At 55.8% G+C, this 16,326-nt stretch carries 13 protein-coding genes; 6 read left to right on the top strand and 7 right to left on the bottom strand.

What is annotated here, in order from left to right; translation table 11 throughout:
* The first annotated feature begins 56 nt into the window (after window positions 1-56).
* Window positions 57-1,082 (top strand): S-methyl-5-thioribose-1-phosphate isomerase, encoded by a 1,026-nt coding sequence (gene mtnA / locus JT31_RS17655; RefSeq protein ID WP_038480113.1) that lies wholly within the window; start codon window positions 57-59, stop codon window positions 1,080-1,082.
* 294 nt (window positions 1,083-1,376) lie between these two features.
* On the opposite strand, the gene JT31_RS17650 is transcribed toward mtnA, so the two are convergent.
* The 3 genes from JT31_RS17650 to mtnC form a co-directional block, all read right to left on the bottom strand.
* Complete coding sequence (locus JT31_RS17650; RefSeq protein WP_038472091.1) at window positions 1,377-2,336, bottom strand: IS110 family transposase; 960 nt, start codon at window positions 2,334-2,336, stop codon at window positions 1,377-1,379.
* A 501-nt stretch (window positions 2,337-2,837) separates the two neighbouring features.
* Window positions 2,838-3,380 (bottom strand): 1,2-dihydroxy-3-keto-5-methylthiopentene dioxygenase, encoded by a 543-nt coding sequence (locus JT31_RS17645; protein WP_038480110.1) that lies wholly within the window; start codon window positions 3,378-3,380, stop codon window positions 2,838-2,840.
* Window positions 3,377-4,060 (bottom strand): acireductone synthase, encoded by a 684-nt coding sequence (gene mtnC, locus JT31_RS17640; RefSeq protein WP_038480107.1) that lies wholly within the window; start codon window positions 4,058-4,060, stop codon window positions 3,377-3,379. Before mtnC ends, JT31_RS17645 begins: the two co-directional genes overlap by 4 nt.
* 149 nt (window positions 4,061-4,209) lie before the next feature.
* On the opposite strand from mtnC, the gene JT31_RS17635 reads away from it, so the two are divergent.
* Window positions 4,210-5,370, top strand: a complete 1,161-nt coding sequence (locus tag JT31_RS17635; protein ID WP_038480104.1) for a pyridoxal phosphate-dependent aminotransferase — start codon at window positions 4,210-4,212, stop codon at window positions 5,368-5,370.
* A gap of 31 nt (window positions 5,371-5,401) precedes the next feature.
* Here the strand turns inward: JT31_RS17635 and JT31_RS17630 are convergent, their stop codons facing one another.
* The 3 genes from JT31_RS17630 to upp form a co-directional block, all read right to left on the bottom strand.
* A complete protein-coding gene (locus JT31_RS17630; RefSeq protein ID WP_218167095.1) occupies window positions 5,402-6,103 on the bottom strand; it encodes a DnaA inactivator Hda in 702 nt (233 codons plus the stop codon).
* A 97-nt stretch (window positions 6,104-6,200) separates the two neighbouring features.
* Complete coding sequence (gene uraA, locus JT31_RS17625) at window positions 6,201-7,487, bottom strand: uracil permease (protein ID WP_038480098.1); 1,287 nt, start codon at window positions 7,485-7,487, stop codon at window positions 6,201-6,203.
* Between the two features lie 84 nt (window positions 7,488-7,571).
* A complete protein-coding gene (gene upp, locus JT31_RS17620) occupies window positions 7,572-8,198 on the bottom strand; it encodes a uracil phosphoribosyltransferase (RefSeq protein ID WP_038480095.1) in 627 nt (208 codons plus the stop codon).
* A 224-nt stretch (window positions 8,199-8,422) separates the two neighbouring features.
* Here upp and purM point away from each other — a divergent pair, with 224 nt between their 5' ends.
* The 4 genes from purM (at window position 8,423) to ppx (ending at window position 13,898) form a co-directional block, all read left to right on the top strand.
* Complete coding sequence (purM, locus tag JT31_RS17615) at window positions 8,423-9,460, top strand: phosphoribosylformylglycinamidine cyclo-ligase (protein ID WP_038480093.1); 1,038 nt, start codon at window positions 8,423-8,425, stop codon at window positions 9,458-9,460.
* The gene (purN, locus tag JT31_RS17610) at window positions 9,460-10,098 is read left to right on the top strand and encodes a phosphoribosylglycinamide formyltransferase (RefSeq protein WP_038480090.1); all 639 of its coding nucleotides are present in this window, start codon (window positions 9,460-9,462) and stop codon (window positions 10,096-10,098) included. The genes purM and purN overlap by 1 nt, the downstream gene beginning before the upstream one ends.
* Window positions 10,099-10,272: 174 nt before the next feature.
* A complete protein-coding gene (gene ppk1 / locus JT31_RS17605) occupies window positions 10,273-12,333 on the top strand; it encodes a polyphosphate kinase 1 (protein ID WP_038480087.1) in 2,061 nt (686 codons plus the stop codon).
* Window positions 12,334-12,356: 23 nt separating this feature from the next.
* Window positions 12,357-13,898, top strand: coding sequence for an exopolyphosphatase (gene ppx, locus JT31_RS17600; protein WP_038480084.1), 1,542 nt, complete (start codon window positions 12,357-12,359; stop codon window positions 13,896-13,898).
* 4 nt (window positions 13,899-13,902) lie between these two features.
* On the opposite strand, the gene JT31_RS17595 is transcribed toward ppx, so the two are convergent.
* The gene (locus JT31_RS17595) at window positions 13,903-16,161 is read right to left on the bottom strand and encodes an EAL domain-containing protein (protein WP_038480081.1); all 2,259 of its coding nucleotides are present in this window, start codon (window positions 16,159-16,161) and stop codon (window positions 13,903-13,905) included.
* Window positions 16,162-16,326 lie beyond the last annotated feature (165 nt).

Genomic DNA, 16,326 nt, shown 5'->3' with positions numbered 1-16,326 from the left:
TCCGGAAGTCATGTTGGCACAATATACCGCAACAACGCAACATGGAATTAACACGAATGCATAATTTAAAAACCACCAGCCTTGAAGTGCGTGATAACCAGCTTTGGATCCTCGACCAGCAGGCGCTGCCGCAGCAGAAAAACTGGCTCCCGGCCCATACCGTTGGCCAACTGGTCAGCCATATTCATGCTCTTAGCGTGCGTGGTGCGCCGCTGATTGGTCTTTCCGCCAGCCTGCTGCTGGCGCTGCTGGCAGAGCAAGGACTTACAAAGCCCCAGCTCGCCGAGGCGCTGGAAACCCTGCGCGCTTCCCGCCCGACGGCGGTTAACCTGATGAATAACCTCGACCGCATGAAGCAGGCGCTGGCCCAGGAAAACTTTGTTGCAGCCCTGGGGGAAGAGGCTCTGCGGCTGGTGGCGGAAGATAAAGTGCTGTGCGACAACATAGCCCGTGCAGGCGCAGCGCTGGTGAAACCTGGCAGCCGCCTGTTGACCCACTGCAACACCGGCGGCCTTGCTACCGCAGGCGTAGGTACTGCGCTGGGCGTCATCCAGCGCGCGTTTAATGAAGGCCACGTCGCCAGCGTCTGGGTAGATGAAACGCGCCCGCTGCTGCAGGGCGGCAGGCTCACGGCATGGGAACTCGGTGAACTTGGCATTCCTTACCGGCTGATTTGCGATTCAATGGCCGCCAGCCTGATGGCGAAAAAGCAGGTGGATGCTATCTGGGTAGGCGCTGACCGCATCGCCGCGAACGGTGACGTGGCTAATAAAATCGGCACCTATAGCCTGGCCGTGCTGGCGCATTATCACGATATTCCGTTCTACGTTGCCGCCCCGCATACCACGCTGGACAGAAACTGTCCGAACGGCGAGGCCATTCCTATTGAGCAGCGAGCGGCAGGTGAAGTGACCGGCGTAACGGGCAGTTTTGGTAGCGTGCACTGGGCACCTGAAAATGCCACGGTGTACAACCCGGCGTTCGACGTGACTCCGGCAGAGTTAATTAGCGGCTGGATTCTGGATACGGGCGTAGTAACGCCGAAGCAGGTCCGGGATGGGGTATTTTTGCCTCAAAAATAATGCCCCACATCCTGACCTTCTCCCCACAGGGGATGCTATCAGTGCAGGGAGCAGCCTTTTACTCGCAAATACGACGTTTATGCAGGAGCAACGACGCTCTCAGCCTCCGGCCGTTCCCGACGGCCGGACCCTGGCCAGTCGGAGAGAAAACGGAGGCGATTTAAGCCGGAACCGTGCCTCGCTTCTTATTTTTACCCTCACCCTAACCCTCTCCCTGGAAGGGAGAGGGAATAAAAAATGTTCTACGTTGGCTGTTTTCCCCCTCTCCCTCTGGGAGAGATACCGTCTTGTCGGTTATCCGGCAAGCGGTATTTCAGCGTTAAATTCACGCCCTGATTTCACCACCCCATAAGCCAGCTGTAGCAGCTTTCTCATTCCTGCACACACGCGTTCTTTGCCTGTCTTCCCCCTGCTCGCCATCCGGGTCATCAGGTCTTTCACCACTTCATTACATCTTCCCGCCACTACCGTAGGCATATACAGCACGCTACGCAGCTCACGGCTCCCCACTTTTGACAACCTGCTCTTTCCCTTCCACATCCCGGACTCACAACGTCGTGGGTTCAGCCCTGCATAAGCCACCAGAGCCTTACTGCTCCTGAACCGCCTCAGGTTTCCTGCGAAGGCCAGAAGACTCGTACTCAGCACATCTCCCACTCCCGGGATACTCTCCAGCAGCGCTTTGTCTTTTCTCAGGTCCGGGTCATCATCAATGTGCTGTCTGATTTTCTTTTTGGTTTCTTTTATCAGTTCATCCAGCGTGGCGATGTGCTCTTTTAACGAGCCAGTGATGACCTTATCTGCGGCCTCCAGCCTGTTCTCTTCCATCTGACGCATCTCTTCAAGATTTTTAAGATGCCGCACCAGCGCGGTCAGCTGTCGCTGGCTGAGAGGAGCCGGATGCCATTGGGCTGGCTGATACAGGGCACAATACCTTGCTATCAGGGCGGCATCGCTTTTATCCGTTTTGTTTCGGGTCAGTTCGGTGTTACTGAAGGCATGAATGCGGGCAGGGTTTTCCAGGCTGACGCGATAGCCGCCATCGGACAATGCCGTGGCGAGTTCCGTGCTGTAGCTGCCCGTCGCTTCCATACAGACATGACAGTCCCCAAAGCGGGTCAGCCAGTGAATAAACTCACGACATCCCGCAGGCGTGTTAGCAAACTTTTTAGTTTTGTATTTCTGACCAGGCAGCAGGACAGCGACATCAAATTTTAGCTTAGCAATATCAACGCCGACAGAAGTGAGGGTCATCTGATTCTCCGTAACCTTATGAATAATATCGCCAGACCATCCTTATATGTGGGTGCTCAGAGGCACAGGATACCGTTCGGTCTTGAGGCGACAGGGAATAAGGTTGCCGGGGCATAATCTCTCCCACGGGCTCGGAAGCACCAGGGCCAGGGGATGCTCACCGGCAACCTCCCGATGATCAGTCGGGGATCTTCCCCGCACTGGCGGGGAAGTTCAAGACATAAGGGCCGGGGTGAGGGTGGAATTGCTCCCCGGCTCTCATCGACCCCGAATGTTTGGGTGATAGCCGGTGGGTTTACCGCTTCAGCGGCGATGAGCTCGCCGGGCGCCGGGGGTTGTGAGGGGGAATGGCGTAATTCCCCCTCACACGTTCACCGTGTGCTGAACATGCAGGGGAAATCGATCTACGGGTGAACGGAACAATGACTGGACCTAAGAGCTCTCCCGGAAGATTTTTAAAGAAAAATAACAGCCCTTCCGGCAAAAAACTCAACTCATCAACTACGGCAACCGTGGATAAGCATCCGCAATCGCATCACCGGTAAAATGAGCCACCCAGCCTTCCGGATTATCGAAAATACGAATCGCGGTAAAGTGCGGCTCTGACCCCATATCAAACCAGTGCGGCGTTCCGGCCGGGACGGAAATCAAATCATTCTTCTCGCATAGGATCTGATACACCTTGTCGTCCAGATGCAGGCAGAACAGCCCCGCGCCTTCTACAAAGAAACGGACTTCGTCTTCGCCGTGGGTATGCTCGGACAGGAACTTGGTCCGCAGCACGTCTTTCTGTGGGTTGTCCGCCCGCAGGCTGATAACGTCCCAGCTCTGATAGCCCTTCTCCGCCACCAGCTTGTCGATAGCGTGCTGGTAGGCCCCGATCACCGTCTCCGACGTCGGATTAGCCCCTAAATCCTGGTTCGCTTCCCAGCGCTCAAAACGCACGTCTTTTGCGTTCAGCTGCTCGCGAATTTCTTGCGCGTCCGTGCTGTGCCATACCGGCTCCTTTGCTTCGGTATCGGTAAAAATGGTCAATGCGCTCATGAAGAAAACGACTCCGGATTAATGTGGTCGAAACGGTTTACCTGGCGATGGCTGCTTGTTTCATCGGCCTCGCCGCGAATCAGCTGCACGGTTTGCCAACCGGCTTCCCGCGCAGCATCCAGCTCCTGGTGAATATCGGACAAGAACAGCAGCTCTTCTGGCGCCACGCCGGCCTGTTCCGCGATGTTGCGGTAGGACTGCACTTCTCGCTTGGCCCCAACGTGGGTATCAAAATAGCCGCTGAACAAATCGGTAATATTCCCGGCGTCGCTGTAGCCAAAGAGCAGCTTCTGCGCCGCCACCGAGCCAGACGAATAGACATACAGGGCAATGCCCTGCTGTTTCCAGGCCTTCAGCGCGGGCAGAACATCATCATAGAGATGGCCGGTGAAGTCTCCATTCACGTAGCCATCGCGCCAGATGAGGCCCTGCAGCGCTTTAAGCGCGGTAGATTTACGATCTACATCCATGAAGCTAAACAACGTCTCAATCAGCCGATCAATATCCGCCTGTGGTTCATTAATTTCCGCCCGCAGGTCGTTGAGTATTGGGGCAATTTCATTCTGTTGCGCGCGAACAAAACCTGCGAGGCGTTCGCGGGCATACGGGAACAGGATGTTGTGCACAAAGCGAATGTCGCTGGTGGTGCCTTCAATATCGGTAACAATGGCGCGAATCATTATCTCTCCAGCCGTTAGCGCTGCTTTATGTTTGCAACTGAGGTCATTATTATTTAGACGTCTAAGCGTCTTGATTGCCAAATCTTAACATCGTGTTATAGTCCCGGCAACACAGGGAAACACACGCATCACGTTAAGGTCGAAGAATAATGAGCCACTCCCCTTTGATTCCAGAAAGCAAACTGCCCGCGCTCGGCACCACCATCTTCACTCAGATGAGCGCTCTGGCGCAGCAGCACAACGCGATTAACCTCTCCCAGGGCTTCCCGGATTTTGACGGCCCGCGCTTCCTGCAGGAACGCCTGGCGTTTCACGTAAGCCAGGGCGCGAACCAGTATGCCCCGATGACCGGCGTTCAAGCCCTGCGTGAAGCCATCGCCGAGAAAACCGAAGCCCTGTACGGCCACAAGCCGGATGCCAATACCGATATTACGGTCACCGCTGGCGCGACCGAAGCGCTCTACGCCGCCATCACCGCGCTGGTTCGTCCGGGCGATGAGGTGATTTGCTTTGACCCGAGCTACGACAGCTACGCCCCGGCCGTGACGCTTTCCGGCGGTATTCTCAAGCGTATTTCGCTCCAGCCGCCTCACTTTCGCGTTGACTGGCAGGCGTTTGCTGCGCTGCTGAGCGACAAAACTCGCCTCGTCATTCTTAACACGCCACACAACCCGTCCGCTACCGTCTGGCGCAAAAGTGATTTTGCCGCGCTGTGGCAGGCCATCGGGCAGCACGAAGTTTATGTGCTGAGCGACGAAGTGTACGAGCATATTTGCTTCGACGAACAAGGCCACGCCAGCGTGCTGGCTCACCCGCAGCTGCGCGAGCGCGCTATCTCTGTGTCCTCTTTCGGCAAAACGTTCCATATGACGGGCTGGAAGGTGGGCTACTGCGTGGCGCCGGCGGCCATCAGCGCGGAGCTGCGTAAAGTGCACCAGTACCTGACGTTTGCGGTGAATACCCCGGCGCAGCTTGCGATTGCCGATATGCTGCGCGCCGAGCCGGAGCATTATCGCGAACTGCCGGAGTTTTACCGCGCACGCCGCGACCGCTTTGTTGAGGCGCTGGCGGACAGCCGGTTCGAAATCCTGCCCTGCGAAGGCACCTATTTCCTGCTGGCGGACTACAGCGCCATTTCCGATCTCGATGACGTGAGCTTCTGCCAGTGGCTAACCAAAGAAGTGGGCGTGGCGGCAATCCCGCTGTCGGTGTTCTGCGCGGATGCCTTCCCGCACAAGCTGATTCGCCTGTGCTTTGCCAAACAGGAAGCGACGCTGGACGCAGCGGCAGAAAGATTACGTAAGGTGTAATAAAGCGTTCCCCGTCGCAGGACGGGGAAAATTACAGGCTGAGGATTTCTTTCACGAACGGAATGGTGAGCTTGCGCTGGGCGGTGATTGAGGCGTGATCGAGCTGATCGAGCGTCATGAACAGAGTGCGCATTTCACGATCGAGGCGTTTTAACAGAAAGCGCCCCACGTCTTCCGGCAGTTCAAACCCTCGCAGCCGGGAACGCAGCTGGAGCGCCTGTAGCTTGTCATCATCGGAAAGCGGCTGCAGCTTGTAGATTTGCCCCCAGTCCAGGCGGGAAGCCAGGTCCGGTAGCTGCAGATTGAGCTGGCGTGGTGGCCTGTCACCGGTGATCAGCAGGCGCGTTTTCCCTGACTCCAGAATACGGTTATAGAGATTGAAAATCGCCATTTCCCACGGTTCATCCCCGGCCACGCACTCAATATTGTCGATGCAAACCAGCGAGAGCTGCTCCATTCCATCAAGCACTTCCGGCACAAACCAGGTGCGCTTATCCAGCGGCACGTAGCCCACGGCTTCGCCACGCTGGGAAAGTTCCGCGCAGGCTGCATGCAGCAAATGGCTGCGCCCGCCGCCTTCACGCGACCAGAAATAGATATACCCGCTGTGATCCTGACGGAGTACCGACTGCAGTGCGGCTAATAAAGAAGGGTTGTCACCCGGCCAGAAACTCGCAAAGGTTTCATCGTCGGGAAGATAGAGTGGCAGTGAGAGCTGTGCCGGCGTATTCAGAAGTACCTCAACCATAACAGGCAGAAAATCGCGATGAGTCTATCACAGTTTTGGGGCAGGATAGAACCGGGCGAGGATCCGCCCGGTGGCTAAACGATCAGTGCTGAGCGTCGTTCTCTTTCGCATCCAGCACCACTTCTTCCGGGCGCAGTATGCTGATTAGTTTGAAAATAAGGCTCAGGCCCACGCCGACGATGGTCGCCAGCGCCATGCCTTTCAGCTCCGCCGCACCGATGTGCACCTTCGCACCGCTCACGCCGATGATCAGGATAACGGAGGTCAGGATCAGGTTTTGCGCTTTGCTGTAATCCACTTTGGACTCGATCAGCACGCGAATACCGGATGCGCCGATTACGCCGTACAGCAGCAGAGATACGCCGCCCATTACCGGCACTGGGATGATTTGAATCGCCGCCGCCAGCTTGCCGACGCAGGAAAGCAGAATCGCGATAATCGCCGCGCCGCCGATAACCCAGGTCGAGTAAACGCGGGTGATAGCCATCACGCCGATGTTTTCACCGTAGGTGGTGTTTGGCGTGGAGCCGAAGAAGCCGGAGAAAATAGTCGAGATACCGTTGGCGAACATCGAGCGGTGCAGGCCTGGGTCACGAATCAGATCTTTTTTCACGATATTGGCGGTAACCACCAGGTGGCCCACGTGTTCGGCAATCACCACCAGCGCAGCCGGCAGAATGGTGAAGATAGCAAACCACTCAAAGCGCGGCGTATAGAAGGTTGGCAGCGCAAACCAGTGCGCTTCGCGGATTGGCGTGACGTCCACCACGCCCATAGCGAAGGAGAGCGCATAGCCCGCCAGCACGCCGATAAGAATCGGGATAATCGCCATAAAACCGCGGAACAGCACCGAGCCAAACACCGTCACCGCCAGCGTTACCAGTGAAATGATAATGGTGGTGGAATCCGGTGAAGCCCCTTCCGCCGGCAGCAGCCCGGCCATATTCGCCGCCACGCCCGCCAGCTCAAGGCCGATAACCGCCACAATAGCGCCCATTGCCGCCGGAGGGAACATCACGTCCAGCCAGCCGGTTCCGGCTTTTTTCACGATCAGCGCCACGATGCAGAACAGCACGCCGCACATAATAAAACCGCCGAGCGCCACTTCGTAACCTAGCGGCAACAGCAGCAGCACCGGGGAGATAAACGCGAAGCTGGACCCGAGGTAAGCCGGGATTTTACCCTTACAGATAAACAGGTACAGCAGCGTGCCGATACCGTTGAACAGCAGCACCGTCGCCGGGTTGATGTGGAACAGAATCGGCACCAGCACGGTCGCGCCGAACATGGCAAACAGATGCTGCAGGCTTAACGGAATCGTTTGCAGTAAGGGCGGGCGTTCACTTACCCCAATAGCGCGGCGGGTCATGTTGTTTTCCTCTACGTGTTATTTTTAACGAACGGTGTTTGCTGCAATCAAAAAAAAGCCGACTTTCGAAGTCGGCTAATTTTATTATTTAGTACCAAATATCTTATCGCCCGCATCACCGAGGCCAGGAATAATGTACCCGTGCTCGTTGAGCCCCTGATCGATAGAGGCGGTGAACAGCTCTACGTCCGGGTGTACTTTTTCAAGCGCGGCAATGCCTTCCGGCGCGGCAACCAGTACCAGCACCTTAATGCTGGTGCAGCCCGCTTTCTTCAGCAGGTCGATGGTAGCAATCATGGAGCCGCCGGTTGCCAGCATTGGGTCAACCACCAGCGCCATGCGCTCTTCTATATTAGAAACCAGCTTCTGGAAGTAAGGCACCGGCTGCAGCGTTTCTTCATCACGGTAAACGCCCACCACGCTGATGCGCGCGCTCGGGACGTTTTCCAGAACGCCTTCCATCATGCCAAGGCCGGCACGCAGAATAGGCACAACGGTAATTTTCTTGCCTTTGATCTGGTCAACTTCCACCGGGCCGTTCCAGCCTTCGATGGTGACTTTCTCAGTCTCCAGATCCGCAGTGGCTTCATAAGTCAGCAGGCTGCCCACTTCAGAGGCGAGTTCACGAAAGCGCTTGGTGCTGATGTCTTGCTCACGCATCAGGCCCAGCTTGTGTTTGACGAGTGGGTGTTTCACTTCCACGATCTTCATACTCTTTCTCCCCCGAGATAGTTGGCTACCACAAAAAAAATCGCCGGATTATACCGCTTTTTTGCCGCTGCGCTACAGCTAATGGGATGATCGAGATCAACCAGACTGGATTGATTCTATCTCAGGAATTCTTTTCTTGCCGATGATAAGAGGCTCGCAAACGTTTGCCTGCACTGTTAGAATTGCCGCGTTTTTTTATATCTACCACCCGTGGGGAACGAGCAGTGACCGATAAAACCTCTCTCAGCTATAAAGATGCCGGTGTTGATATTGATGCTGGTAACGCTCTGGTCGACAAAATCAAAGGCGTAGTGAAAAAGACCCGCCGCCCGGAAGTAATGGGTGGACTGGGCGGTTTCGGTGCGCTGTGCGCGTTGCCTCAAAAATATCGCGAACCTGTTCTGGTTTCCGGCACCGACGGTGTGGGCACCAAGCTGCGTCTGGCGATGGACTTAAAACGTCACGACGCTATCGGCATTGACCTGGTGGCCATGTGCGTGAACGACCTGGTGGTTCAGGGCGCCGAGCCGCTGTTCTTCCTCGACTACTACGCCACCGGCAAGCTGGACGTGGATACCGCCGCCAGCGTTATCACCGGCATCGCCGAAGGCTGCCTGCAGTCAGGCTGCTCGCTGGTTGGCGGCGAAACCGCTGAAATGCCGGGCATGTACCACGGTGAAGACTACGACGTGGCCGGGTTCTGCGTTGGCGTGGTTGAGAAGTCTGAAATCATCGACGGCTCCAAAGTGGCCGACGGCGACGTGCTGATTGCGCTGGGTTCCAGCGGCCCGCACTCCAACGGCTATTCGCTGGTACGCAAAGTGCTGGAAGTGAGCGGCACCGACCCGCTGACCACGGATCTGGAAGGTAAACCGCTGGCGGATCACCTGCTCGAACCGACCCGTATTTATGTGAAAAACATCCTTGAGCTGATTGAAAGCGTGGACGTTCACGCCATCGCCCACCTGACCGGCGGCGGCTTCTGGGAAAACATTCCGCGCGTTCTGCCGGACAATACTCAGGCCGTTATCACCGAATCTTCCTGGCAGTGGCCGGCGGTATTCAACTGGCTGCAGCAGGCCGGCAACATCAGCCGCCACGAAATGTACCGCACCTTTAACTGCGGCGTGGGCATGGTCATTGCCCTGCCGGCAGCAGAGGCGGATAAAGCCGTTGAGCTGATGCAGGCCAAAGGTGAAAAGGCGTGGAAAATCGGTATCATCAAGGCATCTGATTCCGAAGAGCGCGTGGTTATCGAGTAATGAAACACATTGTGGTGCTGATTTCCGGCAACGGAAGCAATCTGCAGGCAATCATTGATGCCTGCCAGCAAAAAAAGATTAACGGCACCATCAGCGCGGTGTTCAGCAATAAGGCCGACGCGTTCGGCCTTGAGCGAGCCCGCGAAGCCGGTATCCCCGCCCATGCTCTGGCGGCAAGCGAATTCGCCAGCCGTGAGGCCTTCGACCGCCAGCTGATGCAGGAGATCGATGCCTGGGCGCCGGACGTTGTGGTGCTGGCCGGCTACATGCGTATTCTCAGCCCGGCTTTTGTGGCCCGCTACAGCGGTCGTTTACTCAATATTCACCCTTCCCTGCTGCCGAAATACCCCGGCCTCCATACGCATCGCCAGGTGCTGGAGAACGGCGACGAAGAGCACGGCACTTCCGTGCATTTTGTCACCGACGAGCTGGACGGTGGCCCGGTTATTCTGCAGGCCAAAGTGCCGGTGTTTGAAGGGGATGACGAGGACGAAATCACCGCCCGCGTTCAGCATCAGGAACACGCTATTTACCCGCTGGTGGTGAGCTGGTTCCTCGACGAACGTTTAAAAATGCGCCACAACGCCGCCTGGCTTGATGACGTGCAGCTGCCCCCACAGGGCCACGCTGCAGAGTAATATGAGATAAAAAGGGCTTCGGCCCTTTTTTTGTGTCTGTCTCTCATAAAGTTGTCATGGTCAGATGAGAGAGTTTCATCTGCATAGTTGGACATTCTCCGCTAAAGCTCGCCATAATAACTGACGTGACGGTGACGGCATTGCCACGTCCACGAAAACGGAGTGTGAGGACTAATGGGTCAGGATAAGCTGTATATCGAAAAAGAACTGAGCTGGTTGTCTTTTAACGAACGCGTTCTGCAGGAAGCGGCGGACAAGCTCAACCCGTTGATTGAAAGGATGCGTTTTCTCGGCATCTATTCCAATAACCTCGATGAATTCTATAAAGTGCGTTTTGCGGAGCTAAAACGCCGCATTTTAATCAGTGAAGAACAGGGTTCCCCCTCCAACCAGCGTCACCTGTTGAATAAGATCCAGGCCCGGGTGCTAAAGGCCGATCAGGAGTTCGACGGCCTGTACAACGACCTGCTGCTGGAGATGGCGCGCAATCAAATCTTCCTGATCAACGAACGCCAGCTTTCCGAAAACCAGCAAAGCTGGCTACGCAGCTACTTTAAGCATCAGCTTCGCCCGCACATCACGCCGATTTTGATCAACCGCGATACCGACCTGGTGCAGTTCCTGAAAGATGACTACACCTATCTGGCGGTAGAAATTATTCGCGGCGACAGCATTCGTTACGCGCTGCTGGAAATCCCGTCTGATAAAGTACCGCGTTTTGTGAACCTGCCGCCGGAAGCGCCGCGCCGCCGTAAGCCGATGATCCTGCTGGATAACATCCTGCGTTACTGCCTGGACGATATTTTCAAAGGGTTCTTCGACTATGACGCGCTGAACGCCTATTCGATGAAGATGACGCGTGACGCCGAGTACGATCTGGTCACCGAAATGGAGTCCAGCCTGCTGGAGCTGATGTCTTCCAGCCTGAAGCAGCGCCTGACCGCCGAGCCGGTGCGCTTTGTTTATCAGCGCGATATGCCGGATGCGATGGTGGAGATGCTGCGCAACAAGCTGACCATCTCCAACTACGACTCGATCATTCCCGGCGGCCGCTACCACAACTTTAAAGACTTCATCGGCTTCCCGAACGTCGGAAAAGCTAACCTGGTGAATAAGCCGCTGCCGCGCCTGCGTCATATAGGATTTGATAAGTTCCGGAACGGCTTCGACGCCATCCGCGAGCGTGACGTCCTGCTTTATTACCCGTATCACACCTTCGAACACGTCCTTGAGCTGCTGCGTCAGGCCTCGTTCGACCCAAGCGTGCTGGCGATAAAAATCAATATCTACCGCGTGGCGAAAGACTCGCGCATTATTGACGCCATGATCCACGCCGCCCACAACGGCAAGAAAGTCACCGTGGTGGTAGAGCTGCAGGCACGTTTTGACGAAGAAGCGAATATTCACTGGGCGAAGCGCCTTACCGAGGCGGGCGTCCACGTTATCTTCTCCGCGCCGGGCCTGAAAATTCACGCCAAACTATTCCTTATCTCGCGTATGGAAGGCGAAGAGATTGTGCGTTATGCGCACATCGGGACCGGTAACTTTAACGAGAAAACCGCCCGGCTCTACACGGACTACTCGCTATTAACCGCCGATGCACGCATCACCAACGAAGTACGTCGCGTGTTTAACTTTATTGAAAACCCGTACCGGCCGGTGACCTTCGACTACCTGCTGGTGTCGCCACAGAACTCGCGCCGCCTGCTGTATGATTTGGTCGATCGCGAAATCAAGAACGCTCAAAACGGGCAGCCTGCGGGCATTACGCTGAAGCTGAATAACCTGGTGGACAAAGGCCTGGTGGACCGGCTTTATGCTGCGTCCAGCGTGGGCGTGAAGGTTAACCTGCTGGTGCGCGGGATGTGTTCTTTGATTCCAGAACTCGAAGGGATCAGCGATAATATTCGCGTGCTGAGCATCGTTGACCGTTACCTCGAGCACGATCGGGTGTATATCTTTGAAAACGGCGGCGATAAGAAAGTCTTCCTCTCTTCTGCCGACTGGATGACCCGTAACATCGACTACAGAATTGAAGTGGCCGTGCCGGTCCTCGATCCGCGCCTGAAGCAACGCATGCTCGATATCATTGATATCCAGCTTAACGACACGGTGAAAGCGCGTATCATCGACAAAGAACTGAGTAATCGCTATGTACCGCGCGGCAATCGCCGTAAAGTGCGTTCGCAATTGGCGATCTACGATTATATTAAATCTCTGGAACAACCTGACTAACGCTCTCAGGCGAAGATAAAATTATGCCGATATCAAACCATGCTCCACGGCCGCAGGAGTTCGCTGCGGTCGACCTCGGCTCTAACAGTTTCCACATGGTCATAGCCCGTGTGGTGGATGGCGCCATGCAAATCATTGGTCGCCTGAAGCAGCGCGTGCATCTTGCGGACGGCCTTGGCCCTGATAACAAATTAAGCGAGGAGGCCATGGAGCGTGGCCTCTCCTGTCTGGCGCTGTTTGCCGAACGCCTGCAGGGATTTGCAGCGGACAACGTGTGCATTGTGGGCACCCACTCGCTTCGCGAGGCCACCAACGCCGCCGAGTTTCTGAAACGCGCTGAAAAAGTCATCCCCTACCCGATTGAAATCATTCCCGGGAACGAGGAAGCGCGCCTGATTTTTATGGGCGTGGAACACACTCAGCCGGAAAGAGGCCGCAAGCTGGTAATTGACATCGGCGGCGGCTCCACCGAGCTGGTTATCGGTGAAGATTTTGAGCCAATGCTGGTCGAAAGCCGCCGTATGGGCTGCGTCAGCTTTGCGCAAAACTTCTTCCCCGGCGGGGTCATCACGCCGGAAAGCTTTAAGCGCGCCCGCATGGCGGCAATTCAGAAGCTGGAAACGCTTGCCTGGCAGTATCGCCTGCAGGGCTGGAAAGTAGCGCTGGGCGCCTCTGGCTCCATCAAGGCGGCGCATGAAGTACTGATTGAGATGGGCGAGAAAGACGGGACTATCACCCCGGAACGCCTGGAAATGCTGCAGCAGGAAGTGCTGAAGTTTAAAAACTTCGACGCCCTGAGCCTGCCTGGCCTGTCCGAAGAACGTAAAGCGGTGTTTGTGCCGGGGCTCGCGATTCTGTGCGGCGTTTTTGACGCGCTCGCCATTCGTGAACTGCGTCTTTCAGACGGTGCGCTGCGCGAAGGCGTGCTGTACGAAATGGAAGGCCGTTTCCGCCATCAGGATATCCGTATTCGCACCGCGCAAAGCCTGGCGGAGCAGTACCATATCGACAGCGATCAGGCTCGCCGGGTGCTGGAAACCGTAGAGCTGCTTTATCAGCAGTGGGAAAAGCAGAATCACAAACTGGCTAACCTGCAGATGGCCGCGCTGCTGAAGTGGGCCGCGATGCTGCACGAAGTTGGGCTCAGCATCAACCACAGCGGGATGCATCGTCACTCGGCCTATATTCTGCAAAACAGCAACCTGCCCGGCTTCAATCAGGAGCAGCAGATGCTGATGGCTTCCCTGGTGCGCTACCACCGCAAGGCCATTAAGCTGGACGATCTGCCGCGCTTTACGCTGTTTAAAAAGAAACAGTTCCTGCCGCTTATCCAGATTATCCGTCTTGCAACGCTGCTGAATAATCAGCGGCAGGCCACCACCACGCCGCCGACGCTGGTGCTGGAAACCGACGATAATCACTGGACGCTGCGCTTCCCGCACGACTGGTTCAGCCAGAACACGCTGGTGCAGCTTGATCTGGAACGCGAGCAGCAGTATTGGGAAAGCATGACCGGCTGGAAGCTGACCATCGAGGAAGAGGCCGAAGCGGCGCTCTCCGCCTGACGCCCTACTCCAGCCCCTTTGCGTCTTCCGGCGTAGAGGGGCTTTGTTCTTCTACAAGGCTCTCCAGCGGCTGAGGGCGACCAATCAAATACCCCTGAACATAGTCCATGCCCATCGCCCGCACGGCATCCTTCAGCTCCTGCGTTTCAACATACTCCGCCACGACCTGCATCTTCTTCATTCGTGCCAGTTGGCATATCGAACTCACCACCTGATAGTCCAGGCTGCTGGTCAAAATATTACGAATAAAGCTGCCGTCAATTTTCAGGATATCGGCGCTAAGCTCTTTCAGGCGCGCATAGCTGGCATAGCCGGTACCAAAATCGTCGATGGCAATCCGGCAGCCCATTCTTTGCAGCATCTTCAGCGTCACGTTGGCCTGTTCAAGGTTGGTTAACGAGTGGCTTTCCGTCACCTCAAAGACCAGTTGCCACGGTTCAATGCGGTACTTCGTCAGCAGATGCTGAACCTCTTCCGGAAGCTGGGACTGGCATACCGAGGCGGGCGTCAGGTTAATGGCAAGCCTGCACCCCGGCAGGCTGTCGCGATGCTTATCCATAAACCGCAGGGCGGCATTCAGCACCCAGCGGTCAATACGGGATGAAAGGCCAAACTCATGGGCAACGGGCAAAAAGAGATCCGGCGACAGCAGCTCGCCGTTGTCACCGCGCATTCTCAGCAGCACCTCATGATAGGCATCGCCCCGCAGCCCTTCGATACGCTGCGCCATCAGCACAAAACGGTCTCCGTCGAGCGCGCTTTGCAGGCGGTTCATCATCTCAACTTTGCGTTTTACCGCATTTTGAATGTGGTTTGAGCCCTTTTGCTGCAGGCTTTCGGGCTGCTGGGTGGAGAGCGAAACCCCGGCCATGGTGCTTAACTCACCGAGCAATAAGTAGAGATGGGAAACCGGGTGGCGCACAAAACAGTAGCTGATGCCGATTTGCGGCTGCAGCGGCATCCCGTCCCACACAAAACGGAACCGCCTGGCGTGTTCGTACAGGGACTCAATTTTTTCCTGATGTGATTCATAGTTAAGGCGCAGGGCAAGATCGTGTCCCGAAAGGTTATACACCCTCTCGCCGGGCGACAGCTGACCGCGCAGATACTCAGCCAGTTGCTGTTTATATTGGATCCGCAGCAGGACGCCATAATTACGCCCAAGCAGCTCCAGCTCGGGAATAGAAACAAACCCCAGCGCCGACCACGGAGCGTTCCCAAGGTCACGACATAACGCGCGTAGATTCGGCATCTGCATCATCGGGTCGATAAACGCGACGCGCCTCGCCTTGTAATGCAGAAAACGCTGTCGGGTGGTCACCGCCGCCATCAAATAAATGGTGATAGAAAAGACGGCATAGCAGGATGAGGCAATTGCCAGATGCAGCTGGAAGCCCATATCCGGCGGTAAATAGTTGTGGAATCCACTGCACAGAATAATCAGCACCACGGTCCAGACGTTGGTGATAAACAGGAAGCCAAAGCGCATCGCTCCCCACAGCATAATGGGCAGGATAAGCGTCAGCGTATAATCGGTATTGAAAATGGTTTTGCTCTGGCTGATCGGGTACAGCAGCAGCCAAATAAGCAGACCAACGACCGCTCCCCACAGCAGCATTTCAGTCTGCGTAACGCCTTTTTGCCGCTGGGCACGCATTCGGGACCAAAAGCTTTTGATAAAGCGCGGGTGCACAATCATCCGCAATATAAAATAAAAGAACGGCAGCCCGGTTAATCCCCCAACCAGCACGGCCTGGAAATTAATTAATGTCCGGGTGCTCCACGGCGTTGTGGAAAGAATAGAAAAGCTGCGGTCGTACCAGCCGAAGAATAACGCCAGCTCATAGAACACCAGAAATAGCGCGGCATTCACCAGCACCAGCCAAAACATGCGCTGGGCGGTAAGTTGAATCATGCCGAAGGTGACCGCACTGCGCCGCGGCACAAAGTAGCGGTAACAGCCCCAGCTAATCGCGATCGGCACGATGAAGTGTAAAACGGCCAGCAGTGAAATCCACCCGCCTTCTGAGGGCAGGTAGCGAATCAGCAGAGCCAGAATGATGCCCGGAAAGGCAGCACGTCCAAACAGCAAGAGGCTGGCGGTGAGCAGCGGGAGCGACATATACAGCAGGAAAACTCGCCCACCGTCCAGTACCGTTTGCGCGTTGAAGGTGACCACCAGCGGCAGCAGCAGGCTGGGGAGAATCAGGGGCAACGCCCACCACTTATTTTTTGAGTTTTTATACCAGCTAGCTAATTGCATACATCTTCGCCAAAATCCCTGTTCCTCTTCGGGTTTCTTCCGGATATCCTTTCCGGTTCGTTATTGCCCATCTCACTTCGGAGCGAAGGGCAAATTTTAGTTAGCTAAAATCAAGAATAATTGATGCAGATCAATATCAATCAATTGAATCACCGCTAATGGTGA

The sequence above is a fragment of the Cedecea neteri genome, from assembly GCF_000757825.1.
Taxonomy (GTDB): domain Bacteria; phylum Pseudomonadota; class Gammaproteobacteria; order Enterobacterales; family Enterobacteriaceae; genus Cedecea; species Cedecea selenatireducens.
This window is presented reverse-complemented; position numbering and strand designations above follow the sequence as displayed.

Bases quoted from the DNA above. Each gene is read 5' to 3' on its own strand.
- mtnA (WP_038480113.1), top strand. From the start codon at position 57: ATGCATAATTTAAAAACCACCAGCCTTGAAGTGCGTGATAACCAGCTT.
- JT31_RS17650 (WP_038472091.1), bottom strand. From the start codon at position 2,336: ATGACCCTCACTTCTGTCGGCGTTGATATTGCTAAGCTAAAATTTGAT.
- JT31_RS17645 (WP_038480110.1), bottom strand. From the start codon at position 3,380: ATGAGCGCATTGACCATTTTTACCGATACCGAAGCAAAGGAGCCGGTA.
- mtnC (WP_038480107.1), bottom strand. From the start codon at position 4,060: ATGATTCGCGCCATTGTTACCGATATTGAAGGCACCACCAGCGACATT.
- JT31_RS17635 (WP_038480104.1), top strand. From the start codon at position 4,210: ATGAGCCACTCCCCTTTGATTCCAGAAAGCAAACTGCCCGCGCTCGGC.
- uraA (WP_038480098.1), bottom strand. From the start codon at position 7,487: ATGACCCGCCGCGCTATTGGGGTAAGTGAACGCCCGCCCTTACTGCAA.
- upp (WP_038480095.1), bottom strand. From the start codon at position 8,198: ATGAAGATCGTGGAAGTGAAACACCCACTCGTCAAACACAAGCTGGGC.
- purN (WP_038480090.1), top strand. From the start codon at position 9,460: ATGAAACACATTGTGGTGCTGATTTCCGGCAACGGAAGCAATCTGCAG.
- ppk1 (WP_038480087.1), top strand. From the start codon at position 10,273: ATGGGTCAGGATAAGCTGTATATCGAAAAAGAACTGAGCTGGTTGTCT.
- ppx (WP_038480084.1), top strand. From the start codon at position 12,357: ATGCCGATATCAAACCATGCTCCACGGCCGCAGGAGTTCGCTGCGGTC.
- JT31_RS17595 (WP_038480081.1), bottom strand. From the start codon at position 16,161: ATGCAATTAGCTAGCTGGTATAAAAACTCAAAAAATAAGTGGTGGGCG.